Below are 26484 nucleotides of genomic sequence, written 5' to 3' on the forward strand. Positions count from 1 at the left end.
CACATGGCCAGCTTGCAACTGGGCGCGCGGGTCCGCCGGGCCGCGCAGGCGCCGCTGAACCAGCTCGAGGAGCTGGGTGACCAGCTGTCGCTCTACGTACGGTCGATCCTCTGGATCCCGAAGACGCTCACCCGGTACAAGAAGGAGGTCGGCCGGCTGCTGGCCGAGGTCTCCTTCGGCTCCGGCGCGCTGATCGTCATCCTCGGGACCGTCGGCGTGATGGCCTCGCTGGCGCTGTTCGTCGGTTCGCTGGTCGGCCTGCAGGGCTTCCGGGCACTCGACGCGCTCGGCGTCGAGGCGCTCACCGGCTTCATCACCGCCTACTTCAACACGCGCTCGATCGCCCCGCTGGTCGCCGCGTCCGCGCTGACGGCGACGCTCGGCGCCGGCTTCACCGCCCAGCTCGGCGCGATGCGGATCTCCGAGGAGATCGACGCGCTGGAGGTCATGGCGGTGCCCTCGGTGCCCTACCTGGTCACCACCCGGGTGGTCGCCGGGATCGTCGCGATCATCCCGATCTACACGCTCGGCCTGCTCGCCAGCTACGCGGCGGCCCGGTTGAACGTGACGCTGGTCAACGGACTGTCCGGTGGGACCTACGACCACTACTTCAACCTGTTCCTGCCGGTCAGTGACGTGTTGCTGTCCTATCTCAAGGTGATCATCTTTGCGACGGTGATCATCCTGATCCACTGCCACTACGGCTACTCGGCCAAGGGCGGACCTGCGGGTGTCGGCATCGCGGTGGGCCGCGCGGTGCGGTTGTCGATCGTGAGCACGGCGGTGCTGGACTTCTTCCTCACCCTGGTCATGTTCGGGACCTCGACCTCGGTGCGGGTGGCCGGATGAGGTCGACGAAGAGGGTGCTGCAGGGACTTGCGTTCGTCACGGTCATCGCACTGCTGATCGGACTGGCGGTGGGGCAGTACGCCGGACTGTTCTCGTCGGGCGTGCCGGTCACCGTGAACGTGGCCCGGGTCGGGACCCAGATGCAGGAACGTGCTGACGTCAAGGTGCGCGGGCTGATCGTCGGCGAGGTCGACGAGGTCACGACCGACGGCGAGACCACCAGCATCCGGATGTCGATGGACCCGGAGCTGATCGACCAGATCCCGGAGAACGTCGCGGCGCAGCTGTTGCCCAAGACCCTGTTCGGCGAGAAGTTCGTGTCGCTCGTCCCGCCGCAGGCCCCGGCGACGGCGCGGCTCGCCGCCGGCACGGTGATCCCGGAGGACCGCAGCCGGGCCGCGATGGAGGTCGAGCGGGTGCTCGACCAGCTGCTGCCCCTGCTGCAGGCGGTCCGGCCGCAGGACCTCGCCACCACGCTGGGTGCGCTGTCGTCGGCCCTGCAGGGGCGCGGTGACCAGCTCGGCCAGACCCTCGAGCAGCTCAACGAGCTGACCCGCGGCCTGAACCCGGTGGTGCCGGACCTGCAGGAGGACATCCGCCAGCTGGCGACCTTCTCCGACAACCTGAACGTCGCCGCGCCCGACCTGCTCGACGCGGTCGACGACCTGGCGGTCACCAGCCGGACGATCGTGGAGAAGCGCGAGGGGCTGCGGAACCTCTACCGCTCGATCACCGGCGCCTCCGACGACCTGGGAGCGTTCCTCGACGCCAACGGCGACAACATCATCGGGTTGTCCGCGGCCAGCCGCCCGACGCTCGAGAGCCTGGCGCGGTACTCGCCGCAGTTCCCGTGCTTCTTCGGCCAGCTCAACGACCTCATCCCGAAGATCAACAATGCGATCCGGCCGGGAACCGACCGGGTCGGTGTGAACATCACGCTCGAGATCGTCGCGAGCAAGGGCAAGTACCTGCCGAACCAGGACGAGCCCGAGCTGACCGACGACCGCGGGCCGCGCTGCTACCCGATCCCCGTCCCGGACGGGACCCAGTACGCGCCGGACGGCCCGTTCCGGGACGGTTCGGTCCCCGGCCCCGCTCCGAAGGGCCAGCCGATGGGCGACCCGGAGGACTTCGGCGTCGAGACCTACGGAACCTACGACGGCACGAACAGCTTCGGGCTGATCGAGGAGCCGGACGGCCGGAACGGCGCGGGCGTGCTCCCGCCGCTGACCGGTGCACTCGGACAGCTCGGTATCGAGCCCAGCTCGCACGAGGCCGGCTCGCCGGAGGCCCGCTCGCCGGAGAACGCAGTGCACCAGGCCGGCTCGGTGGACATGGGCGTCGCGAACTCGCCCGGTGAGCGGCAGGTCGTCTCGGAGCTGCTGGCGGTCCAGCACGGCACGTCCCCGCAGGCCGTTCCCGCCTGGGGCTCCACGATGGTCGGCCCGCTGCTCCGTGGCGCGGAGGTGACGCTGACATGAGCAGGCTGCCGATCTCCGCACTCGTGAAGTTCCTGGTGTTCGCGCTGGTCACCGCCCTGGGAACCACCGTGCTCGGCCTGACGATCGCGAACGCCCGTGGCGGCTCGGTCACCGAGTACACGGCCCGGTTCTCGGACGCGACCGGCCTGCTGGCCGGTGACGACGTCCGGATCGCCGGGGTCGTCGTCGGCTCGGTGACCGACGTCCGGATCGTCGACCAGCGGGTCGCCGAGGTGGCCTTCGACGTCGACTCGTCCACCCGGCTGCCGGCCTCGGTCACCGCCGGGCTCAAGTACAAGAACCTGATCGGCCAGCGCTACCTCGCGCTCGAGCAGGGGGCCGGACCGACCGGCGAGACGCTCCCGGCGCAGGCCCAGATCCCGCTCGAACGGACCCGTCCGGCGCTGAACCTGACCGTGCTGTTCAACGGGTTCCAGCCGCTGTTCCAGGGACTGGACCCGGAGCAGATCAACAAGCTCTCGATGGAGATCATCCAGGTCCTGCAGGGCGAGGGCGGCACGGTGCAGAGCCTGCTCGCCTCGACGTCGTCGCTGACCAACTCCATCGCCGATCGCGACCAGGTGATCGGGCAGGTCATCGACAACCTCAACGTCACCCTGCAGACGGTCAACGAGAACGACCAGGGTCTCAACGAGCTGATCAGCTCGCTGCGGGCCGTGGTGTCCGGTCTGGCCCGGGACCGCGAGCCGATCGGCGACGCGATCGAGTCGATCGGCACCCTGACCCAGGTCACCGGCTCCTTCGTGGAGGACGCCCGGCCGGCGCTGCGTGACGACATCCGCAACCTCGGCGACCTGGCCACCGAGCTCGACCGGGGCCGCCCGGCGATCGAGCGGTTCCTGGAGTACACGCCGTTCAAGCTGAACCGGATCTCCCGCGTCGGCTCGTACGGAAGCTGGTTCAACTTCTACGTCTGCGGCCTCGACGGGCAGGTCGGTTTCTCCGGGATCGTCGAGCCGGTCTCGCTGGAGGACCTGAATCTCGACTTCCCGCTGCAGAACCCGGCGCGCCGCTGCGGCCCGGACCCGTCGGGGATCGGCGCGGGCAACACCGCGCCGATCGAGGGTTCTCCCGGGGCACACGGCGGGCCGGCGAACGACGAGCCCACCACCAGGTCGCTCGAGCAGCTGGTGGACCCGCTGAGCCGGGGCGGGACCGACCTGGGCGCCGACCCGACGGCCGCACTGCAGCCGGGAGGGAACTGACATGGCACGGGTAGGGGAGAAGCGCCCCGTCCTGACGGCCACGATCGGGCTCGTCGTGATCGCGGCGCTGACCCTGGCGGCGTTCAACTTCGAGGCCCTCTTCTCGGGCGCGACCCGCTACCGGGCCGAGTTCACCGAGGCGGCCGGGCTGCAGGCACAGGACCGGGTCACCGTCGCCGGTGTCGAGGCCGGTCGGGTGCAGAGCGTCGAGCTCGACGGCGACCACGTGCGCGTCGAGTTCACGGTGGACGACGCCTGGGTCGGGAACCGGACCACCGCGTCCATCGAGATCGCGACGCTGCTGGGATCGAAGTACCTGGCGCTCGACCCGCGCGGGGACGCCGAGCAGGACGCCGGCCAGACGATCGGGCGGGAGCGGACGAAGTCCCCGTACGACGTCGTCGACGCCTTCAACGGTCTGTCCGGCACCATCGACGCGCTCGACACCGACCAGCTCGCGGCCGGGCTCACCACCCTCGCCGACACCTTCCGCGACACCCCGCCGGAGATCCGCGGCGCGCTGGACGGCCTCTCCCGGCTGTCGACCACGATCTCCAGCCGGGACGCCGAGCTGAAGCAGCTCCTGGCCAACACCCGGCAGCTCTCGACCACCCTGGCCGACCGGCGCGGTGACGTCGTGAAGCTGATCGAGGACGGCAACCTGCTCCTCGGCGAGCTGCAGCGCCGCAAGGACGCCATCGCGAACCTGCTCGACGGCGTGCAGAAGCTCTCCGTGCAGCTGCGCGGGGTCGTCGCGGACAACCAGGAGCAGCTGCGGCCCGCCCTGGAGACCCTGGACAAGGTGCTCGCGGTGCTGGAGGCCAACCGCGACAACCTCGGCGAGATCCTGGACAAGGAAGCGGTGTTCATCCGCGTGTTCGGCAACGCTCTCGGCAACGGTCGCTGGTTCGACCACTACCCCTGTGGCCTGATCCCGCCGGCCACCACACCGCTCGGGGGTGACTGCTGATGGGGACCTGGGCCAACGACCGGCGCCTGCTGCAGCTCGGCGCGCTGATCGCGGTCGTCGCCGTGCTGGCGGCGAGTGCGATCTGGCTGATCACCTCCGGCGGCGGCCGGCCGATCACCGCGTACTTCATCAGCTCGGCTGCGCTGTTCGAGGACAACGACGTCCGGGTGCTCGGCGTCCCGGTCGGCAAGATCGACAAGATCACACCGGAGGGTGACCGGGTGCGGGTCGACATGACCATCACCGACGACGAGGTCCGGCTCCCGGCCGACGTCAAGGCCGCGGTGATCTCGCCCAGCCTGGTCACCGGCCGCTACGTCCAGCTCACCCCGGTCTGGACCGGTGGACCGGAGTGGACCGGCGAGCCCGTTCCACTGGAGCGCACCGCGTTCCCGCTGGGGGTCGACGACCTGACCCGCACCGCGACCGAGCTGTCCCGGGCACTCGGCCCGCAGGGCGCCAACTCCGAGGGGGCGCTCAACGACGCCCTGAACGTCGGCGCGCAGAACCTGGACGGCAACGGCCGCGCCCTGAACGACACCATCCGCAACCTCGGCGGTCTCTCCGCGACGCTGAACGGGTCGAGCGAGGACCTGTTCGGCACGATCACCGAGCTGCAGAAGTTCACCGCGACCCTGCGGGAGAACGACCCGGGCGTCCGCGAGCTGACCGGCAAGCTGGCCGACGTCACCGGCTTCCTCTCGGGCCAGCGCGGTGAGCTCGGCGGGGCGCTGCACGAGCTTTCCTTCGCACTCGGCGAGGTCGCGGCCTTCGTGCAGGACAACCGCGGCGCGCTGAACTCCAACGTCGACAAGCTCGCCGGGGTGTCCCAGGAGCTCGTCGACCACCAGCGGGCACTGGCCGAGATCGTGGACCTCGCGCCCCCGGCGTTGAGCAACCTGGTCAACATCTACAACGGGTCGTCGGAGACGCTGGACACCCGGGCGAACCTCAACGAGCTCGCCCAGCCGCTCGCGGGGGCGCTCTGCGAGGCCGGTCGCGGCGGCACCGCCAACCTCCAGCCGTTGAGCGACGTCGCGCTCGCACCGCTGTGCGAGCAACTGGTGCCGGTCCTCAACAACGCGCTGCCGATCCCGCCGCTGACCGACGTGGTCGGCGGGCTGTCGGGCGGGCTGCCCGCCCCCGGGGGACTCGCCCCGCCGCCCGGGTCGCCGCTGTCGCTGACCGACCCGGGCTCGCAGCTGCGTGCGCCGGGGACCCCGCCGCCGGCGCCGGCCGAGCCGGGCGCGCCCGCGCCGTCGTCGGGCGCCGAGGCGACGCCGACGCCCGTGCCCGTGCCCGAGCCCGAATCCGAGGAACGCGGCGGTCTGTTCGGCCTGTTCGGAGGTGGACGATGACCGGCCGCGTCACGAAGGTCGCGGCGTTGCTGACCGCCGTCGCGGTCTCCGCGAGCGGTTGCGGGGTGCTCCAGGGCGGTCTGCGCGGGGTCTCGCTGCCCGGTGGCGCGAACCTGGGCGACCAGCCGTACCCGGTCCAGATCGCGTTCGAGGACGTGGTGGACCTCGTCCCGCAGTCGATCGTCCGTGTCGGTGACGTCCCGGTGGGCGCCGTCGAGTCGGTGACGATCGAGCCGACCAGCTGGAACGCCCTGGTCATGGTGCAGGTCAACGGGGACGTCGAGCTACCGGCCAACGCCACCGCCCGCGTCCGCACGACGTCGCTGCTCGGCGAGAAGTTCGTCGAGCTGGCCGCGCCGGACGCCCCGGCCGAGGGCGACCTCGCCGCTGCCGGCCGGATCGACGTGCAGGCCACCGGCCGCGCGGCCGAGGTCGAGGAGGTGCTCGGCGCGCTGTCGATGCTGCTCAACGGCGGCGGTGTCGCGCAGATCCGCACGATCGCCACCGAGCTGAACAACGCGCTGTCCGGGCGCGAGCCGCAGATCCGCGAGCTGCTGGACAACCTCGACCTGCTGGTCGGATCGCTGGACGACAGCAAGGACGACATCAACCGGGCGCTGGACAGCGTGAACCGGCTCTCGGCCACGCTGGCCGAGCGCCGGCCGCAGATCCGGACGGCGCTGACCGAGATCAGCCCCGGGCTGCGCGAGCTGGAGGCACAGCGCGAGCAGCTGGTCGGCATGCTGCGCGCCCTGGACCGGCTCTCCGGCGTCGCGACCGACGTCGTCAACCGCTCCCGCGACGACCTGCTCGCCGACCTGGAGGCGCTGCGGCCGGTGCTGCGGAACCTGGCCGACTCCGGGCAGGACCTGCCCGAGTCGTTGCAGCTCCTGCTGAGCATCCCGTTCACCGACGCGGCCACCGACGCCGTCGCGGGCGACTACGCGAACCTCTACATCACGGTGGACCTGGACCTGAAGTCGCTGCTGGAGAACCTGCTGCGCAGCAACCAGCTCGGCCTGCCGCTCGACCCGACACAGCTGGCCCAGCTGCCGCCGAACGCGCAGCTGCTGACCCCGCTGCTCGACGGCGAACAGCCGATCGTCCCCGGGGCGCCCCCGCTCCCGCTGCTGGGTCCGGAGCAGCCCACCCCGGCACCGGCGCCCGGTACCCCCGAGGGCACGGCCACGACGCCCGCCCCGTCCGGGTCGCCGACCGCGACACCCACCCCGGAGTCCGGGTCCGGTGGCGGCGGCGGCCTGCTCGGCGGACTCTTCGGAGGAGGATCGTGATCACGAAGACCGTCCGGTGGCAGCTCATCGCGCTGGTGATCGTGACGATCGTCGGTGTGGGGTACGCCGGGTTCCGCTACGCCGGCATGGACCGGCTCTTCGGCGCGACGACCTACCCGGTCACCGTGGAGCTCGCCGAGTCCGGCGGCATCTTCTCCGGTGCCGACGTCACCTACCGCGGGGTGAGCGTGGGCCGGGTCGGCCCGCTGACGCTCACCGACTCCGGGGTCGACGTCCAGCTGGACATCGAGAACTCGGCGCCCGAGATCCCGTCCGACGCCCGCGCGGTCGTCGGGAACCTGTCGCCGATCGGTGAGCAGTTCGTGGACCTGCAGCCGACCACCGGCACCGGGGAGACGCTCGCCGCGGGTGCGGTCATCCCCCAGGAGCGCACCCGGACGCCGGTACAGATCGAGACCCTGCTGACGAACCTGGACGAGCTGGTGTCCACCGTCCCGCTGGACTCGCTGCGCACCGTCGTCTCCGAGCTCGGGCAGGGCTTCGAGGGCACCGCGCAGCCACTGCAGCAGCTGCTCGACACCTCCGGTGAGTTCACCCGGGCCGCCACCGAGGCGCTGCCGGCGACCACCGGCCTGATCGAGGACGCCCGGCCGGTGCTGACCACGCAGAACGAGATCGCGCCGCAGTTCCAGGACTTCAGCCGCGGGCTGCGCGAGGTCGCCGAACAGCTGCGGGTCTCCGACCCCGACCTGCGCCGGATCATCGACGACGGCCCGCGGGCCGGCGACGAGCTCAGCGCGCTGCTGCGCGAGAGCGGTCCCGGCCTCGGGGAGTCGGTGGCGAACCTGCGGACGACCGCCGAGCTGCTCGAGCCGCGGCAGGCCGGTCTGCGGCACCTGCTCGTGACCTACCCCGGCCTGACCGCCATCGCGCCGAAGGTGGTGCCCGGCGACGGGACCGCGCACCTCGGTCTGGTCGTCAACATCGCCGACCCGCCGTTGTGCACCCGTGGCTACGAGGGGACGGTCAACCGCCCGGGAGCGGAGGTGGCCGAGACACCGGTCAACTCCGCGGCCCGTTGCGCGGAGCCCCCCGGGAGCCCGACCAGCGTCCGCGGGATGCAGAATGTGCCCAGGGCGGCGACCGCGGTCCCGCCCGCCGACGCGGGGGACACCCCGGCTCCGCCGCCCGCCGCCGGCTCGGACGCGACCGCACAGCGCGTCGCCACTCCGGGCCTCGTCTCCGACGCCGCCCAGATCCTGCTGGGTGGGTGAGCACGACGGCCGTGCCTCCCGGGGCCCGGCCGGCACGACGACCGGGTACGTCGCGGCCCGCCCCGGCGGTCGCGGCCCACGGTCGGCCCCTCGGCCGCGCCCCGCGGCCACCGAGCGGCTGTGCCCCGCAGCCGGGAGGAGGAACGCTCCCCGATGAACGTCGAACTGGACGAACGGCCGTCCGCGCCGGACGATCCGCACGACGACGGCACACCCGCGCCGGGGCGGCTCGCCCGCGCTCTGCCGGTGGCCGCCGTCGTCGCGGCGGTGCTCGCGCTGGTGTTCGGTGCCCTGTGGCTGTTCGCGCTCAACAGCGACTCCGTGCAGGTCGCCCAGGCCCGCGACGAGGCCCTGCGGGACGCCAGGCAGGCCGTGGTCAACCTGAACACGCTGAACCACACCGACGCCCAGGCGGGCCTGGACCTGTGGATCCGGTCGTCGTCGGGCTCGGTCCGCGACGAGTTCGTGAAGAACCGCGACGCCTACGCGAAGCTCGTCACCGAGACGAAGCGGACGACCACCGCGAACGTGGCCGATGCCGCCGTGTCCGAGGTGGATCCGCGGTCCGGCACCGCCCGGGTGCTGGCCGGCGTGGACGTGACCGTGACGCCGGAGGGCGGTGAGCCCACCGTGACCCGGCAGCGACTCGAGCTCGGCATGGTCCGCACCGACGACGGCTGGAAGGTCGACGCGCTGGAACCGCTCCTCACGCCCGGCGCGGGCGGCTGAGCGGGCCGATCGGCCCCCCGACCCCGGCGGCTCCGGCCGCTCCGCTCCCAGGTCGACCATCCCAGGAGGTCACCGCATGTCCACTCCGCGACGCCGCCCCACGGGCGGCATCCGCAGGCCCCAGGTCGCCGGCCGCACCCGCGCCGGGCAGGCCGAGGACGCCGACGAACAGACCCGGCACGGCACCATCGCCGTCGACGAGCGTTCCACCGTGGCCGCCCCGGCCGGCGCCGACGACGAGACGGGTGATGCCGCCGGCACTGCCACCGGGATCGGCACCGGCACCGAGGACGGCACCACCGGCACCGGCACGGCGGGCGGGACCGAGCGGGACCGGAAGGACGCCGGCCAGGAGGACGGGGCCGCGCCCCGGGCCCGCAGGCTCCCGTTGCCCTCGGCCCCGGCCACCGGGAAGGGCACCACGGCACTGCTGGCGGTGACCGTGCTGCTCACCGCGGCGGCGGTGTTCTTCGGTTACCAGTGGTACAGCACCCAGTTCACCGGCTCGGCCGCGAACTCCGCGCTCACCGACGTCGGTGCCACCGCCGAGGTGAGCCAGCAGGTCGGCGATGCGGTCACGAAGATCTACTCGTTCGACCACGCCCGGCTCCAGCAGGCCGAGGCCGATGCCGCCGCGGTGATCACGCCTGCGTTCCGGCCCGAGTTCGACCGGATCTTCGGCAGCGTGCGGGAGCTCGCCCCGCAGCAGCAGGCCGTCGTCACCGCGACGATCCCCAAGTCCGCGGTCGCGAGCATCGAGGGCGACCGGGCGACCGTGTACGTGTTCGTCGACCAGGTCATCCGCCGGCAGGCCGACGGCGGCGCCCCGCAGGAGGGGACGGCGGCGGCCCGGCTGCGGGTCGACGCCGAGTTCCTCGACGGCCGCTGGAAGGTCGCGGCGATGACCCCGGCCTGACAGCGCCGGCCTGACGGCCGGGACGCGTCCGGGCGCCCCGCACCCCGGTGACAGCAGGTGCGGGGCGCAGGCGTATCGTCATCCGCGATCCACCGAAGACCGCAGGTCTGCGTCCGGGCTCGCCCGGGCGTACGAAGGTCCCGGAGTTCCGGGCGGCCCGCGCAGGGAGGACGAGGCGATTCCGGGCGCATGCGCCCGCCGATACTTCTCACGCCCCGTGCCCTGCGCACGGGGCGTTCGTCGTCTCTCGGGGTCCGTGCGGTGGCACCTGCAAGGACCAACCACCCGAGAGGAGGGCAGTTATGGCAGCACCTGACAAGATCGCGGCGGTCGAGGAGATCACCAACCGCTTCCGCGAGGCGCACGCCTCGGTCGTCACCGAGTACCAAGGACTCAGCGTCGCCAAGCTGACCCAGCTGCGTCGGGACCTGGGATCGGACGCGAGCTTCCGCGTCGCGAAGAACACCCTGGTCAAGCGCGCGGCCGAGAACGCAGGGGTGCCGGGTCTGGACGACCTGCTCGCCGGGCCGACCGCGATCACGTTCATCCAGGGCGAGGCCGTCGACGCCGCCAAGGCGCTCAAGAAGTTCGCCAAGGAGAACCCGGGCCTGTCGATCAAGGGCGGGTACATGGACGGGCGCGCCCTGTCCATCGCCGAGATCGAGCAGCTCGCGGACCTCGAGTCCCGCGAGGTGCTGCTGGCCCGGCTGGCCGGCGCGATGAAGGCGAACCTGTCCAAGGCCGCCTCGCTGTTCAACCAGCCGGCCTCCCAGGTCGCCCGGCTCGCCCAGGCCCTGGCCGACAAGAAGGTCGAGGGCGGCGAGTCCGCTCCGGCCGAGGTCGAGGCGGAGTCCGCTCCGGCCGAGGCCACCGCCGACGGCGACTCCGCCGAGAGCTGATCACCCCCCCACCGAACGTCTTTCGTAAGAGAAAGGACCAGCCACCATGGCGAAGCTGTCCACCGACGACCTGCTCGACGCCTTCAAGGAGCTCACCCTCCTGGAGCTCTCGGACTTCGTGAAGAAGTTCGAGGACACCTTCGACGTCACCGCCGCCGCGCCGGTCGCCGTCGCCGCCGCGGGTGCCCCCGCCGCCGGTGGCGCCCCGGTCGAGGAGGAGAAGGACGAGTTCGACGTCGTCCTCGAGGCCGCAGGCGACAAGAAGATCCAGGTCATCAAGGTCGTCCGCGAGGTCGTCTCGGGCCTGGGCCTGAAGGAGGCCAAGGACCTCGTCGAGAGCGCGCCGAAGGCACTGCTCGAGGGCGTTGGCAAGGAGGCCGCCGAGGCCGCCAAGACGAAGCTCGAGGAGGCCGGCGCCAAGATCACCCTCAAGTGATCTGAGCGCTCATGCCCGAAGGGGCGGGACCCGATCCGGGTCCCGCCCCTTCTGCGTGTTCCAGGCCATGTTCTGCACTCGGAACAGCCGCGTACGGGCCAGGGCGACCGGTCGTCTCGGGCATTCGACCGCTCATCGACGTTTGGGGACTTGACTCGGTGCGCCGGGCAGGTCACTCTTGGGCCACGGTGGTTGCCTGGATGCTGAAATCGGCGACCTGTCTCGACAGCTGCGTTCGTAGCAGCTATAGTCATTCTTTGCGCTGCCTGCGTCCACGTTCTGCGCGCTCGCCACCGGGAAGTATCCGGGCCGACATGTCGGCCCTCGGAGAGGGTCCGGCGGATCGGGCGTGGAGATGCTGATCCGCACGGCGGCGCCCGACAACAGACGGCGTACGACGTGGCCGACTGCCGGCTCGTGATCCGGGGGGACCCCGAACGGATCGAGAGAGACGGTAGCGCGCGCCATCGGCGTACGCCAGACGAGAAGCGCAGTTCTCGGAAGGACGCATCTTGGCTGTCTCCCGCGCCGCCGCGACCACCTCGACCCTCTCCGCTTCGGCGAACCCGAACTACCCCGGAGCGCCCACCCGGGTCAGCTTCGCGAAGATCGCAGAGCCGCTGGAGGTCCCGGACCTCCTCGACCTGCAGATCCAGTCCTACGAGTGGCTGGTCGGCAGCGAGGGATGGTTCCAGCGCCGGATCGAGGCCGGTGACGATCTGCCGGTCAGTGGGCTCGAGGAGATCCTCACCGAGATCTCGCCGATCGAGGACTTCTCCGGCTCGATGTCGCTGTCCTTCTCCGACCCCCGCTTCGACGAGGTCAAGGCCTCGGTCGAGGAGTGCCGGGACAAGGACATGACCTACGGCGCCCCGCTGTTCGTCACGGCGGAGTTCACCAACAACACCACCGGTGAGATCAAGTCCCAGACCGTCTTCATGGGTGAGTTCCCCGTGATGACGGACAAGGGCACCTTCATCATCAACGGCACCGAGCGCGTCGTCGTGTCGCAGCTCGTCCGTTCGCCGGGTGTCTACTTCGACCACTCGATCGACAAGACGACCGAGAAGGACGTCTACTCGGTCAAGGTCATCCCGAGCCGGGGTGCGTGGCTGGAGTTCGACGTCGACAAGCGCGACACCGTCGGTGTCCGGATCGACCGCAAGCGCCGTCAGCCGGTCACCGTGCTGCTGAAGGCGCTCGGCTGGAGCGCCGAGCAGATCGGCGAGCGCTTCGGCTTCTCCGAGACGATCATGACCACGCTGGAGAAGGACAACACCGCGGGTCAGGACGAGGCGCTGCTCGACATCTACCGGAAGCTGCGCCCCGGTGAGCCGCCGACGCGCGAGAGCGCCCAGGCCCTCCTGGAGAACCTGTTCTTCAAGGACAAGCGCTACGACATGGCCAAGGTCGGGCGTTACAAGGCCAACAAGAAGCTCGGGCTCGACGTCGACCCCGCGACCGGCACGCTGACCGAGGACGACGTCGCCACCACCATCGAGTACCTCGTCCGGCTGCACGCCGGTGAGACCACGATGACGGTCGGGCAGAACGAGATCCCGGTCGAGACCGACGACATCGACCACTTCGGCAACCGGCGTCTGCGCACCGTCGGTGAGCTGATCCAGAACCAGGTCCGGGTCGGCCTGTCCCGCACCGAGCGGGTCGTCCGCGAGCGGATGACCACCCAGGACGTCGAGGCCATCACGCCGCAGACCCTGATCAACACCCGGCCGATCACGGCCGCGATCCGGGAGTTCTTCGGCACCTCGCAGCTGTCCCAGTTCATGGACCAGCACAACCCGCTGGCCGGGCTGACCCACAAGCGTCGTCTGTCGGCGCTGGGCCCGGGTGGTCTGTCCCGTGAGCGGGCGGGCATGGAGGTCCGTGACGTCCACCCGTCGCACTACGGCCGGATGTGCCCGATCGAGACCCCGGAGGGCCCGAACATCGGCCTGATCGGGTCGCTGTCGTCGTTCGCGCGGGTCAACCCGTTCGGCTTCATCGAGACGCCGTACCGCAAGGTCGTCGAGGGTGTCGTCACCCAGCAGATCGACTACCTGACCGCCGACGAGGAGGACCGCTTCGTCGTCGCCCAGGCGAACGCCCGCCTCAAGGAGGACGGGTCCTTCGCCGAGGACCGCGTGCTGGTCCGCCGCAAGGGCGGCGAGGTCGACCTGATCTCGCCGGCCGGCGTCGACTACATCGACGTCTCGCCGCGCCAGATGGTGTCGGTCGCGACCGCGATGATCCCGTTCCTCGAGCACGACGACGCGAACCGCGCGCTCATGGGCGCGAACATGCAGCGGCAGTCCGTGCCGCTGCTGCGCTCGGAGTCGCCGCTGGTCGGCACCGGCATGGAGCTGCGTGCCGCGGTCGACGCCGGTGACGTCGTGGTGGCCGAGCAGGCCGGTGTGGTCGAGGAGCTGTGCGCCGACTACATCACCGTGATGGACGACGAGGGCCAGCGTCAGACCTACCGTCTGAACAAGTTCCGCCGCTCCAACCAGGGCACCTGCAACAACCAGAAGCCGATCGTCGACGAGGGCGCCCGGGTCGAGGTGGGCCAGGTGCTCGCCGACGGGCCGTGCACCGAGAACGGCGAGATGGCACTGGGCAAGAACCTGCTCGTGGGGATCATGCCCTGGGAGGGGCACAACTATGAGGACGCGATCATCCTCTCGCAGCGCCTGGTGCAGGACGACGTGCTCACGTCGATCCACATCGAGGAGCACGAGGTCGACGCCCGGGACACCAAGCTGGGCGCCGAGGAGATCACCCGGGACATCCCGAACGTCTCCGAGGACGTGCTCGCCGACCTCGACGAGCGCGGCATCATCCGGATCGGTGCCGAGGTCCAGCCCGGCGACATCCTGGTCGGCAAGGTGACGCCGAAGGGCGAGACCGAGCTGACCCCGGAGGAGCGGCTGCTGCGTGCGATCTTCGGGGAGAAGGCGCGCGAGGTGCGCGACACCTCGCTGAAGGTGCCGCACGGCGAGAACGGCAAGGTCATCGGCATCCGGGTCTTCTCCCGCGACGACGACGACGAGCTGGCCCCCGGCGTCAACGAGCTGGTCCGCGTCTACGTGGCCCAGAAGCGCAAGATCTCCGACGGTGACAAGCTCGCCGGCCGGCACGGCAACAAGGGCGTCATCGGCAAGATCCTGCCGGTCGAGGACATGCCGTTCCTCGAGGACGGCACGCCGCTCGACATCATCCTGAACACCCACGGTGTGCCGCGCCGGATGAACATCGGCCAGATCCTGGAGACCCACCTCGGGTGGATCGCCAAGACCGGCTGGGAGATCGAGGGCGAGCCGGACTGGGCGTCCCAGATCCCCGAGGAGCTGTACTCGGTCTCGGCCGACACCAAGACCGCCACCCCGGTGTTCGACGGTGCTCGTGAGAACGAGATCACCGGTCTGCTCGGCAGCACGCTGCCGAACCGGGACGGCGAGCGGATGGTCAAGTCGGACGGCAAGGCACAGCTGCTGGACGGGCGCTCGGGCGAGCCGTACCCGTTCCCGGTCGCGGTCGGCTACATGTACATCCTGAAGCTGGCCCACCTGGTGGACGACAAGATCCACGCCCGGTCGACCGGGCCGTACTCGATGATCACCCAGCAGCCGCTGGGCGGTAAGGCGCAGTTCGGTGGTCAGCGCTTCGGGGAGATGGAGTGCTGGGCCATGCAGGCCTACGGCGCCGCCTACACCCTGCAGGAGCTGCTGACGATCAAGTCCGACGACGTCGTGGGCCGGGTCAAGGTCTACGAGGCGATCGTCAAGGGCGAGAACATCCCGGAGCCGGGGATCCCCGAGTCGTTCAAGGTGCTGCTGAAGGAGCTTCAGTCGCTCTGCCTGAACGTCGAGGTGCTCTCCAGCGACGGTGCAGCGATCGAGATGCGGGACGCCGACGACGAGGACCTCGAGCGTGCCGCGGCGAACCTGGGCATCAACCTGTCCAGCCGCCCGGGCTCGGAGTCGATGACGGTCGACGACGTCGTCAACTGACAGTCGGGGGGCTCCGGCCCCCCGACGACCCCGAAAAGCAACTGCGATAAACCGCTTCGAACGGGATTAGAGGACATACGTGCTCGACGTCAACTTCTTCGACGAACTGCGCATCGGCCTGGCCACCGCCGAGGGCATCCGCCAGTGGTCGCACGGTGAGGTCAAGAAGCCGGAAACCATCAACTACCGCACCCTGAAGCCGGAGAAGGACGGGCTCTTCTGCGAGAAGATCTTCGGTCCGACCCGGGACTGGGAGTGCTACTGCGGCAAGTACAAGCGCGTCCGCTTCAAGGGCATCATCTGCGAGCGCTGTGGCGTGGAGGTCACCCGCGCCAAGGTGCGGCGTGAGCGGATGGGCCACGTCGAGCTGGCCGCCCCGGTCACGCACATCTGGTACTTCAAGGGTGTCCCGAGCCGGCTGGGCTACCTGCTCGACCTGGCTCCCAAGGACCTCGAGAAGATCATCTACTTCGCCGCGTACGTGATCACCTCGGTGAACACCGAGCTGCGGCACAACGACATGTCCACGCTCGAGAACGAGATGAGCGTGGAGCGCCGGCGGGTGGAGCAGACCCGCGACGCCGACCTCGAGGCCCGTGCCCAGAAGCTCGAGGCCGACATCGCCGAGCTCGAGGCCGAGGGTGCGAAGGGCGACGTCCGCCGCAAGGTCAAGGACGGTGGCGAGCGGGAGATGCGCCAGCTCCGCGACCGGGCCCAGCGCGAGCTGGACCGGCTCGACGAGATCTGGACGACCTTCACCAAGCTCGGCGTCCAGCAGCTCATCGCGGACGAGTCGATCTACCGCGAGCTGTACGACCGCTACGGCGACTACTTCACCGGTGCCATGGGCGCCGAGGCGATCCAGACGCTGCTGAAGAACTTCGACATCCCGGCCGAGGCCGAGAAGCTGCGCGAGATCATCCGGTCCGGCAAGGGCCAGAAGAAGCTGCGTGCGCTCAAGCGGCTCAAGGTCGTCGCGGCGTTCCAGACCACCGGCAACTCGCCGATGGGCATGGTGCTCGACTGCGTCCCGGTCATCCCGCCGGACCTGCGCCCGATGGTGCAGCTCGACGGTGGCCGCTTCGCGACCTCGGACCTGAACGACCTGTACCGCCGGGTGATCAACCGGAACAACCGCCTCAAGCGACTGATCGACCTCGGCGCGCCCGAGATCATCGTCAACAACGAGAAGCGGATGCTCCAGGAGTCCGTCGACGCGCTGTTCGACAACGGCCGTCGCGGCCGGCCGGTGACCGGGCCGGGCAACCGCCCGCTCAAGTCGCTGTCCGACCTGCTGAAGGGCAAGCAGGGCCGGTTCCGCCAGAACCTGCTCGGCAAGCGTGTCGACTACTCCGGCCGTTCGGTCATCGTCGTCGGCCCGCAGCTGAAGCTGCACCAGTGCGGTCTGCCCAAGCAGATGGCGCTGGAGCTGTTCAAGCCGTTCGTGATGAAGCGCCTGGTGGACCTCAACCACGCGCAGAACATCAAGTCGGCCAAGCGGATGGTCGAGCGCGGCCGCTCGCAGGTGTGGGACGTGCTCGAGGAGGTCATCTCCGAGCACCCCGTGCTGCTGAACCGGGCGCCCACGCTGCACCGTCTGGGCATCCAGGCCTTCGAGCCGCAGCTGGTGGAGGGCAAGGCCATCCAGCTGCACCCGCTGGTGTGCGAGGCGTTCAACGCGGACTTCGACGGTGACCAGATGGCGGTGCACCTGCCGCTGTCGGCCGAGGCGCAGTCCGAGGCACGCGTGCTGATGCTGTCGTCGAACAACATCCTGTCCCCGGCGTCCGGCCGCCCGCTGGCGATGCCGCGCCTGGACATGGTGACGGGTCTGTTCCACCTGACCCGCCAGCGCGACGAGGCCCAGGGCGCCGGTAACCACTACGGCTCCTCGGCCGAGGCGATCATGGCCTTCGACCTGAAGGTGCTCCACCTGCAGGCGCCGATCAAGATCCGGCTCCCGCAGGTCGAGCCGACCGCCGGTGCCGCGTCCGAGACCGTGACGTCCGAAGGCGTCTGGACCGCCGAGACGACGCTCGGCCGGGTGCTGTTCAACGAGCTGCTCCCGGCGGACTACCCGTTCGTCAACGAGCCGCTGCCGAAGAAGCGCCAGGCCGCGATCGTCAACGACCTGGCCGAGCGCTACTCGATGACCGAGGTCGCGCAGGTCCTGGACCGCCTGAAGGACGCCGGTTTCTACTGGGCGACCCGCTCGGGCGTCACCCTCGCCATCGACGACGTCGTGGTCCCGCCGAACAAGCAGGAGATCCTCGACTCGTACGAGACGAAGGCCGACCAGATCAACAAGCGCTACCAGCGTGGTGCCCTGTCGCACCAGGAGCGCAACGACGAGATGGTCAAGATCTGGTCGCAGGCCTCGGAGGAGGTCGCGAAGTCCATGGAGGAGAACTTCCCCCAGGACAACCCGATCCCGACGATCGTGCAGTCCGGTGCCGCGGGCAACATGGCCCAGGTCCGCCAGCTGGCGGGCATGAAGGGCCTGGTGGCGAACCCGAAGGGCGAGTACATCCCGCGCCCGATCAAGTCGAACTTCCGCGAGGGCCTGTCCGTCCTGGAGTACTTCATCTCCACGCACGGCACCCGGAAGGGTCTGGCGGACACCGCGCTGCGGACCGCCGACTCGGGTTACCTGACCCGTCGTCTGGTCGACGTCTCGCAGGACGTCATCGTCCGTGATGTCGACTGCGGCACCGAGCGCGCGATCACCATGCCGGTCACCGAGGAGACCAGCGACGGGCGGCTCATCCCGCACCGTTACCTGCGCACCTCGGTGTACGCCCGGACGTCCGGTGAGGAGGTCACCGCGCCCGACGGCACGGTGATCATCGGCAAGGGCGACGACCTGGGCGACCCGGCGCTGGACGCGCTGGTCGAGGCCGGTATCCGGCAGATCCGGGTGCGCTCGGCGCTGACCTGCGCCTCGGCCACCGGTATCTGCGGGCGTTGCTACGGCCGCTCGATGGCCACCGGCAAGCTGGTGGACGTCGGCGAGGCCGTCGGCATCGTCGCCGCGCAGTCCATCGGTGAGCCCGGTACCCAGCTGACGATGCGTACCTTCCACATCGGTGGTGTGGCCGGCGACGACATCACGACCGGTCTGCCGCGTGTCACCGAGCTCTTCGAGGCCCGGGTCCCGCGCGGTAAGGCACCGATCGCCGATGTCGACGGCCGGGTCCGCATCGAGGACGGCGACCGTTTCTGGAAGATCACCCTGATCCCGGACGACGGCGGCGAGGAGATCGTCTACGAGAAGCTGTCCAAGCGGCAGTGGCTCGGGATGACCTCGGTCGACGGCGCCGAGCGTCCGCTGGCCGACGGTGACCACGTGACGGTCGGTCAGCTGCTGCTCGAGGGCACGGCGGACCCGCACGAGGTGCTGCGTGTCATGGGCCCGCGCGAGGTGCAGCTGCACCTGGTGCGTGAGGTGCAGAAGGTGTACCGCACGCAGAGCGTGGACATCCACGACAAGCACATCGAGGTCATCGTCCGGCAGATGCTGCGCCGGGTGACGATCATCGACTCGGGCGCGACCGAGTTCCTGCCCGGTGCGCTGGCCGAGCGGGGCGAGTTCGAGTCGGAGAACCGCCGGGTCGTCGCCGAGGGCAACGAGCCGGCCTCCGGCCGCCCGGTGCTGATGGGGATCACCAAGGCCTCGCTGGCGACGGAGTCGTGGCTGTCCGCGGCCTCGTTCCAGGAGACCACCCGGATCCTCACCGATGCCGCGATCAACGGAAAGCGCGACAAGCTCGTCGGGCTCAAGGAGAACGTGATCATCGGCAAGCTGATCCCGGCGGGTACCGGCATCAACCGGTACCGCAACATCCAGGTCCAGCCGACCGAGGAGGCCCGCGCGGCCGCCTACGCGCTGCCGAGCTACGACGACGGCTACTACGGCCCCGACGTGTTCGGCACGGGCACCGGTGCCGCGGTGCCGCTGGACGACTACGACTTCGGGCGCGACTTCCGCTGAGTCGTCACCCCGGGGCCCGCGACGGCGGGTCCCGGGGCCCGGAGAGGTCCCGAACGGGGCCGGACACCGCTCTCCCGTGGCGGTGACCGGCCCCATTCGTGCGTTCCACCCCCGGCCGGCCGATCTGGATGCTGGTCCGAGCCGCCGAGCCGCCGAGCCGCCGAGCCGCCGAGCCGCCGAGCCGCCGAGCTCGGCCGACGGTGGTGGGGGTGATTACCAAGTCGGCCGATCGGTGCCACATCTGGCACCGATCGGCACCGATACGACGACCACCCGCACTGCGGCATCTCGGGCCGAGGGTGCGGCGTCCCGCCCCTCGACCGGAGAACAGCTCTCCCTGGAGGGATCGGGGGTGAGGCGACGGTCGCAGGGGCCGGTGCCCGGACGAGGCGAGGTCAGAGCTCTCCCGCGCCACCGCCGTGGCGCCCGAGCGGGTCGTGCCGGCGGGTGCCGGGGGTCGTCGGACGGATCAGCGGGTGCAGTCGGCCCGCAGGGCGAGGCCGAGGGTGAGCAGAGCGTCGTCCGCCTCGGCGAGCAGGCCGGCCAGGGTCGGGAACGCGTGCCACATGCCCTCGGTGCGCTGGTAGCTGACCGGCGTGCCGGCGGCCCGGGCCCGGTCCACGAGGGTGTCGGAGTCGTCGACGAGTATCTCGTCGGCCCCGGCGACCACGTGCAGTGGCGGCAGGCCGGTCAGGTCGGCGTCGAGCGGGCACAGCTCCGGGGCACCGGCCGGATCCTCGGCGTAGTCGGCGACCGCGCCCGCCAGCCACGCCGGGTCCAGCATCGCGTCGCTGGAGGCGTTGCGCGACAACGCGTCGGCCGTGCAGGTGAGGTCCAGCCACGGTGAGATGAGACCGAGTGCGCCGGGCAGATCCTCGCCGTCGGCGCGTAGCCGCAGCACCAGGGACATGGCCAGGCCGCCGCCCGCCGAGTCACCGGCGACCGCGATGCGCCGGGCGGAGTGGCCCGCGGCGCGCAGCGCGTGCCAGGCGGCGAGTGCGTCGTCCAGGGCGGCCGGGAACGGGTGCTCCGGCGCGAGCCGGTACGCCGGCGCGTGCACCGGGGTACCGGTGGCGTGCGCCAGGCCGGCGATCAGCGAGCGGTGCGAGGAGGGCGATCCGACCGCGTAGGCGCCGCCGTGCAGATACAGCACGCGGTGCGGGCCGAACGGCCCGGGCGGAGCGACGACCTCGGTCCGAACACCGCCGAGCTCGCCCCGGGCCCGGCGGGTGCCGCGGGGGAGCGGCAGGGACGCCCCCACGAGGTCGAGTCCGCGCCGGCGCACCGGTACGGGTAGGCTCGGGGACAACAGCGGCGCGACGAGTGTGCGCGTGGCGAAGCGGTTGACCGCGGTCGGCAGATGCATACCGGACGGTAACCCGAGCCACGCCTGCTGTACCCAGGGCGAACCCGGTGCGCCGCACCGATCGTCCACCACCGACCCGGCCGCGTTGAGCGGCAGACGATCTGCGACGAGCGGGTGAGCCCGCTTGCCAGAGGCCGACTCGTGCGGCATCGTCGGGTCACAACAGGTCTCCGACGGGGTTCCACCCCGCCGGATACGAGGACTTCCGAAGCCCCCGGACAGTCCCGATGCAGGTCCGAGAGGGACCCGCTTTGACCGCCTTCAAGAGGGCCGAGTACTCTTATGCCCTGCGCTCGACTTCGGTCGGGCCAGTCCGCGTGCCCCGTAGCGTCCGGATCCGGGTGGTCTCATCTCCTGGGTCGAGGTAGCGCTCCGGTAACGGGCACGGCGGACGTCCCGAAGCCTCGGCGGGGCCTTTCCGGTTCCGAGCGTGCGCGGGACGACACGCCCGACCTCGGGGTCCGGAGCGACGGTGGCGGAAGCGAGATGCCACACCGGCGCCCGGGTCACGGAACACTCATAACGAGAACAGCGACGAGCGAGACAGTCGAGCCACGTCGACGGGAAGAAGTAGACGGTTCATGCCCACGATCCAGCAGCTGGTCCGTAAGGGCCGCGAGGACAAGGTCGCGAAGACCAAGACCGCCGCGCTGAAGGGGAGCCCCCAGCGCCGCGGGGTCTGCACCCGCGTGTACACCACCACCCCGAAGAAGCCGAACTCCGCGCTGCGCAAGGTCGCCCGCGTGCGGCTCTCGAGCGGTATCGAGGTCACCGCGTACATCCCCGGCGAGGGCCACAACCTGCAGGAGCACTCCATCGTGCTCGTGCGCGGCGGCCGTGTGAAGGACCTCCCGGGCGTGCGCTACAAGGTGATCCGCGGGTCGCTGGACACCCAGGGTGTCAAGAACCGCAAGCAGTCCCGCAGCCGCTACGGCGCGAAGAAGGAGAAGAGCTGATGCCCCGCAAGGGCCCCGCCCCGAAGCGTCCGCTGGTCTCGGACCCCGTCTACGGCTCGCCGCTGGTCACCCAGCTGGTGAACAAGGTCCTCCGGGACGGCAAGCGTTCGCTCGCCGAGCGCATCGTGTACGCCGCCCTCGAGGGCACCAGGGAGAAGACCGGTACCGACCCGGTCGTCACTCTCAAGCGCGCGCTGGACAACGTGAAGCCGGCCCTCGAGGTCCGCAGCCGCCGTGTCGGTGGCGCGACCTACCAGGTCCCGGTCGAGGTCCGTGCCTCCCGGCAGACGACCCTGGGTCTGCGCTGGCTGGTCACCTACTCCGGCCAGCGCCGCGAGAAGACCATGATCGACCGCCTCATGAACGAGCTGCTCGATGCGAGCAACGGTCTCGGCGCGAGCGTCAAGCGGCGTGAGGACATGCACAAGATGGCGGAGTCGAACCGCGCCTTCGCCCACTACCGCTGGTGACCGGCCGACCGTCGGGTGCCATCTCGCGATCGAGGGAGAGCTGAGAAGTGGCAGCACAGGATGTGCTGACGGACCTGACGAAGGTCCGCAACATCGGCATCATGGCCCACATCGACGCCGGGAAGACCACCACCACCGAGCGGATCCTGTATTACACCGGGATCAACTACAAGCTCGGTGAGGTGCACGACGGCGCCGCCACCATGGACTGGATGGAGGAGGAGCAGAAGCGCGGCATCACGATCACGTCGGCCGCGACGACCTGCTTCTGGAAAGACCACCAGATCAACATCATCGACACCCCCGGGCACGTCGACTTCACCGTCGAGGTGGAGCGGAACCTGCGGGTGCTCGACGGCGCGGTCGCGGTCTTCGACGGCAAGGAGGGGGTCGAGCCGCAGTCCGAGCAGGTCTGGCGGCAGGCCTCCAAGTACGACGTCCCCCGCATCTGCTTCGTCAACAAGATGGACAAGCTGGGCGCGGACTTCTACTTCACGGTCCGGACGATCCAGGAGCGGCTGAACGCGAGGCCGCTGGCGCTGCAGCTCCCGATCGGGTCCGAGAGCGACTTCATCGGAGTCGTCGACCTGGTCGAGATGCGTGCGCTGACCTGGCGTGGCGACGTGGTCAAGGGCGAGGACTACGCGGTCGAGGAGATCCCGGCCGACATGGCCGACACGGTCGCCGAGTGGCGCGAGAAGCTGGTCGAGGCCGTGGCCGAGACCGACGACGCGCTCATGGAGGCCTACCTCGGCGGCGAGGAGCTCACCACCGAGCAGATCAAGACCGGCATCCGGAAGATCGTGACCGATCGGGTCGCCTACCCGGTGCTGTGTGGCTCGGCGTTCAAGAACAAGGGCGTGCAGCCCATGCTGGACGCGGTGATCGCCTACCTCCCGTCGCCGTACGACCTTCCCCCGGTCGAGGGCTTCCTGACCGACGGCGAGACCCCGGCCAGCCGCAAGCCGGCCAAGGACGAGCCGTTCGCCGCCCTGGCGTTCAAGATCGCCGCTCACCCGTTCTTCGGCAAGCTGACCTACATCCGGGTCTACTCCGGCCGGGTCGCCTCGGGTGCGCAGCTCCTGAACTCGACCAAGGACCGGAAGGAGCGCATCGGGAAGGTCTTCCAGATGCACTCCAACAAGGAGAACCCGGTCGACGAGGCCATGGCGGGCCACATCTACGCCGTCATCGGCCTGAAGGACACGACCACCGGCGAGACGCTCTGCGACCCGCAGTCGCCGATCGTGCTGGAGTCGATGACCTTCCCGGACCCGGTGATCCAGGTTGCGGTCGAGCCGAAGACCAAGGCGGACCAGGAGAAGCTCTCCACGGCGATCCAGCGGCTCGCCGAGGAGGACCCGACGTTCCAGGTCTCCCTGGACGACGAGACCGGCCAGACCATCCTGGCCGGCATGGGCGAGCTGCACCTCGAGGTGCTGGTCAACCGGATGAAGTCCGACTTCAAGGTCGAGGCCAACATCGGTAAGCCGCAGGTCGCCTACCGGGAGACCATCCGGCAGTCGGTCATCAAGCACGAGTACACGCACAAGAAGCAGACCGGTGGCTCGGGGCAGTTCGCCCGCGTCATCATCAACCTGGAGCCGCTCACCAGCGGTGACGGTGCGCTGTACGAGTTCGAGAACAAGGTCACCGGTGGTCGCATCCCGCGGGAGTACATCCCGTCGGTGGACCAGGGTGTCCAGGACGCCATGCAGTACGGCATCCAGGCCGGCTACCCCGTGGTCGGCGTGCGGTGCACCCTGCTGGACGGGCAGTACCACGAGGTCGACTCCTCGGAGATGGCCTTCAAGGTCGCCGGTTCGATGGCGTTCAAGGAGGCGGCCCGCAAGGCGAGCCCCGCCATCCTGGAGCCGATGATGGCCGTCGAGGTCACCACCCCCGAGGACTACATGGGTGACGTCATCGGCGACCTGAACTCCCGCCGCGGCCAGGTCCAGGCCATGGAGGAGCGGGCAGGCGCCCGCGTCATCAAGGCGCTCGTGCCGCTGTCCGAGATGTTCGGCTACGTCGGCGACCTGCGGTCGCGGACCCAGGGCCGGGCGAACTACACGATGGTCTTCGACTCGTACGCCGAGGTTCCGGCGAACGTGGCCAAGGAGATCATCGCGAAGGTGACGGGCGAGTAACACTCGCAGCGAGGGCCGGCCGGGCTCCAGTCCGACCAGCCTGCGAGGTGCGGTCCGCGGATCTGTAAGGTCCGCGGCCCACACCTCACATCCCACAGACCTGCCGTCAGCATGGCGGAGAAGAAGACACAGTCCAGGAGGACCCAGCAGTGGCGAAGGCGAAGTTCGAGCGGACCAAGCCGCACGTCAACATCGGCACCATCGGTCACATCGACCACGGCAAGACCACGCTGACGGCGGCCATCACCAAGGTTCTGCACGACAAGTTCCCGAAGCTCAACGAGGCTTCGGCGTTCGACATGATCGACAAGGCGCCGGAAGAGCGCCAGCGCGGTATCACGATCTCGATCGCGCACGTCGAGTACCAGACCGAGAAGCGGCACTACGCGCACGTCGACTGCCCCGGGCACGCCGACTACGTGAAGAACATGATCACCGGCGCCGCCCAGATGGACGGCGCGATCCTGGTGGTCGCCGCGACCGACGGCCCGATGCCGCAGACCCGTGAGCACGTGCTGCTCGCGCGTCAGGTCGGCGTGCCGTACATCGTCGTCGCCCTGAACAAGGCGGACATGGTCGACGACGACGAGATCATGGAGCTCGTCGAGATGGAGGTCCGTGAGCTCCTCTCGGACCAGGACTACCCGGGTGACGACCTCCCGATCGTCCGCGTCTCGGCGCTGAAGGCGCTCGAGGGCGACGAGCAGTGGGCGAACGCCATCGTCGAGCTGATGGACGCCGTCGACGACGCGATCCCGGAGCCCGAGCGCGACATCGAGAAGCCCTTCCTGATGCCCGTGGAGGACGTCTTCACGATCACCGGTCGCGGCACCGTCGTGACCGGTCGTGTCGAGCGCGGCATCGTCAAGGTCAACGAGAGCGTCGACATCGTCGGCATCCGTCCGAACAAGACCTCGACCACCGTCACCGGTGTCGAGATGTTCCGGAAGATCCTCGACGAGGGGCGTGCCGGCGAGAACGTCGGTCTGCTGCTCCGCGGCATCAAGCGCGAGGACGTCGAGCGCGGCCAGGTCGTCGTGAAGCCGGGTTCGATCACGCCGCACACCCAGTTCGAGGGCCAGGTGTACATCCTGGGCAAGGACGAGGGCGGCCGTCACACCCCGTTCTTCAACAACTACCGTCCGCAGTTCTACTTCCGGACGACCGACGTGACCGGCGTCGTGACGCTGCCGGCCGGCACCGAGATGGTCATGCCGGGCGACAACACCTCCATGAGCGTTCAGCTGATCCAGCCGATCGCCATGGAGGAGGGCCTGCAGTTCGCCATCCGTGAGGGTGGCCGGACCGTGGGCGCCGGGCAGGTCACCAAGATCAACGAGTGAGGTCGCGGGGCGGCGGTGACACCCTCCGCTCCGCACCCACCCCCCGGTCGAGGGGGCCGCACGACCGTGTGGCATCCTTGACGGGTTGCACGATGAACATGGCGCGTGGAAGCGCCGCCCCTGTTCCCGGTTTCCGGTAGTCCAGGAGTCGCGCCCCACGCGCCATGTTCGTTGTGAGGCTCGGTTTCGTGGCCCTGTTCGCAGGGCCCGTGAGATCGAGGAAGATCCAGCAACATGCCCGCCCCACAGGGGGAGGGACGCGGTGACCCGGGCACAGCCATGAGGATCGAGCGCGACACGCCCGACCTCGTGGACCGGAGAGCCCCGGCAGGACGAGTGCTCCAGGCAACTGGACGCGCGGATCCGGAGCCGACAGACCTGAACAGAGCACGGGCCGCAGCCGGCCGCACCGCAGCACTTGCGGTGGCAGCACGGCGCGAGTTCTGCGGGGCCGACACCGCGACACCCCCGCGGCAGGAAGAAGAGGACGACCGACGACCATGGCGGGACAGAAGATCCGCATCAGGCTCAAGGCCTATGACCACGAGGCAATCGACGCGTCCGCTCGCAAGATCGTGGAGACCGTGACGCGTACCGGTGCCCGGGTCGTCGGCCCCGTGCCGCTGCCCACCGAGAAGAACGTGTACTGCGTCATCCGCTCGCCGCACAAGTACAAGGACTCGCGCGAGCACTTCGAGATGCGCACACACAAGCGGCTGATCGACATTCTCGACCCGACGCCGAAGACAGTCGACGCGCTCATGCGCATCGACCTCCCGGCGAGCGTCGACGTCAACATCCAGTAGG

General features: G+C 69.9%; 19 protein-coding genes. 18 read left to right on the plus strand and 1 reads right to left on the minus strand.

Features of this window, described 5'->3' with window-relative positions; genetic code table 11:
- Positions 1 to 3 precede the first annotated feature (3 nt).
- The 13 genes from JOF36_RS07245 (at position 4) to JOF36_RS07305 (ending at position 19392) form a co-directional block, all read left to right on the plus strand.
- Positions 4 to 849 carry an MlaE family ABC transporter permease gene (locus JOF36_RS07245; protein ID WP_210025626.1) on the plus strand — a complete coding sequence of 282 codons (846 nt, stop codon included), beginning with the start codon at positions 4 to 6 and terminating at the stop codon, positions 847 to 849.
- The gene (locus tag JOF36_RS07250) at positions 846 to 2330 is read left to right on the plus strand and encodes an MCE family protein (RefSeq protein ID WP_210025627.1); all 1485 of its coding nucleotides are present in this window, start codon (positions 846 to 848) and stop codon (positions 2328 to 2330) included. The genes JOF36_RS07245 and JOF36_RS07250 overlap by 4 nt, the downstream gene beginning before the upstream one ends.
- Complete coding sequence (locus JOF36_RS07255; RefSeq protein WP_210025628.1) at positions 2327 to 3556, plus strand: MCE family protein; 1230 nt, start codon at positions 2327 to 2329, stop codon at positions 3554 to 3556. The genes JOF36_RS07250 and JOF36_RS07255 overlap by 4 nt, the downstream gene beginning before the upstream one ends.
- Before the next feature lies 1 nt (position 3557).
- The gene (locus JOF36_RS07260) at positions 3558 to 4526 is read left to right on the plus strand and encodes an MCE family protein (RefSeq protein ID WP_210025629.1); all 969 of its coding nucleotides are present in this window, start codon (positions 3558 to 3560) and stop codon (positions 4524 to 4526) included.
- Entirely contained in the window at positions 4526 to 5884 is a 1359-nt protein-coding gene (locus tag JOF36_RS07265) for an MCE family protein (RefSeq protein ID WP_245350711.1), read from the plus strand. Before JOF36_RS07260 ends, JOF36_RS07265 begins: the two co-directional genes overlap by 1 nt.
- Complete coding sequence (locus tag JOF36_RS07270) at positions 5881 to 7176, plus strand: MCE family protein (RefSeq protein ID WP_210025630.1); 1296 nt, start codon at positions 5881 to 5883, stop codon at positions 7174 to 7176. Before JOF36_RS07265 ends, JOF36_RS07270 begins: the two co-directional genes overlap by 4 nt.
- Positions 7173 to 8411 carry an MCE family protein gene (locus JOF36_RS07275; RefSeq protein ID WP_210025631.1) on the plus strand — a complete coding sequence of 413 codons (1239 nt, stop codon included), beginning with the start codon at positions 7173 to 7175 and terminating at the stop codon, positions 8409 to 8411. The genes JOF36_RS07270 and JOF36_RS07275 overlap by 4 nt, the downstream gene beginning before the upstream one ends.
- 153 nt (positions 8412 to 8564) lie before the next feature.
- Entirely contained in the window at positions 8565 to 9140 is a 576-nt protein-coding gene (locus tag JOF36_RS07280) for an Rv1363c family protein (protein WP_210025632.1), read from the plus strand.
- 76 nt (positions 9141 to 9216) lie between these two features.
- The gene (locus tag JOF36_RS07285) at positions 9217 to 10056 is read left to right on the plus strand and encodes a hypothetical protein (protein ID WP_210025633.1); all 840 of its coding nucleotides are present in this window, start codon (positions 9217 to 9219) and stop codon (positions 10054 to 10056) included.
- Between the two features lie 302 nt (positions 10057 to 10358).
- A complete protein-coding gene (gene rplJ / locus JOF36_RS07290; protein WP_210025634.1) occupies positions 10359 to 10955 on the plus strand; it encodes a 50S ribosomal protein L10 in 597 nt (198 codons plus the stop codon).
- Between the two features lie 46 nt (positions 10956 to 11001).
- Complete coding sequence (rplL, locus tag JOF36_RS07295) at positions 11002 to 11391, plus strand: 50S ribosomal protein L7/L12 (RefSeq protein ID WP_210025635.1); 390 nt, start codon at positions 11002 to 11004, stop codon at positions 11389 to 11391.
- A gap of 512 nt (positions 11392 to 11903) precedes the next feature.
- Positions 11904 to 15401, plus strand: a complete 3498-nt coding sequence (rpoB, locus tag JOF36_RS07300) for a DNA-directed RNA polymerase subunit beta (protein WP_210025636.1) — start codon at positions 11904 to 11906, stop codon at positions 15399 to 15401.
- A gap of 79 nt (positions 15402 to 15480) precedes the next feature.
- Positions 15481 to 19392 carry a DNA-directed RNA polymerase subunit beta' gene (locus JOF36_RS07305; RefSeq protein WP_210025637.1) on the plus strand — a complete coding sequence of 1304 codons (3912 nt, stop codon included), beginning with the start codon at positions 15481 to 15483 and terminating at the stop codon, positions 19390 to 19392.
- A 469-nt stretch (positions 19393 to 19861) separates the two neighbouring features.
- Here the strand turns inward: JOF36_RS07305 and JOF36_RS07310 are convergent, their stop codons facing one another.
- On the minus strand, positions 19862 to 20758 hold the full coding sequence (locus JOF36_RS07310; protein ID WP_210025638.1) for an alpha/beta hydrolase: 897 nt from the start codon (positions 20756 to 20758) through the stop codon (positions 19862 to 19864).
- 581 nt (positions 20759 to 21339) lie between these two features.
- Here JOF36_RS07310 and rpsL point away from each other — a divergent pair.
- The 5 genes from rpsL (at position 21340) to rpsJ (ending at position 26483) form a co-directional block, all read left to right on the plus strand.
- On the plus strand, positions 21340 to 21714 hold the full coding sequence (rpsL, locus tag JOF36_RS07315; protein WP_010232377.1) for a 30S ribosomal protein S12: 375 nt from the start codon (positions 21340 to 21342) through the stop codon (positions 21712 to 21714).
- Positions 21714 to 22184 (plus strand): 30S ribosomal protein S7, encoded by a 471-nt coding sequence (rpsG, locus tag JOF36_RS07320; protein WP_210025639.1) that lies wholly within the window; start codon positions 21714 to 21716, stop codon positions 22182 to 22184. Before rpsL ends, rpsG begins: the two co-directional genes overlap by 1 nt.
- A gap of 47 nt (positions 22185 to 22231) precedes the next feature.
- Positions 22232 to 24334, plus strand: a complete 2103-nt coding sequence (gene fusA, locus JOF36_RS07325) for an elongation factor G (protein ID WP_210025640.1) — start codon at positions 22232 to 22234, stop codon at positions 24332 to 24334.
- Positions 24335 to 24483: 149 nt separating this feature from the next.
- On the plus strand, positions 24484 to 25677 hold the full coding sequence (tuf, locus tag JOF36_RS07330; protein WP_210025641.1) for an elongation factor Tu: 1194 nt from the start codon (positions 24484 to 24486) through the stop codon (positions 25675 to 25677).
- Positions 25678 to 26177: 500 nt separating this feature from the next.
- A complete protein-coding gene (gene rpsJ, locus JOF36_RS07335) occupies positions 26178 to 26483 on the plus strand; it encodes a 30S ribosomal protein S10 (protein WP_003938093.1) in 306 nt (101 codons plus the stop codon).
- Position 26484 lies beyond the last annotated feature (1 nt).

Origin of the sequence: Pseudonocardia parietis (assembly GCF_017876315.1) — a bacterium.
In the GTDB taxonomy this organism is placed as follows: domain Bacteria; phylum Actinomycetota; class Actinomycetes; order Mycobacteriales; family Pseudonocardiaceae; genus Pseudonocardia; species Pseudonocardia parietis.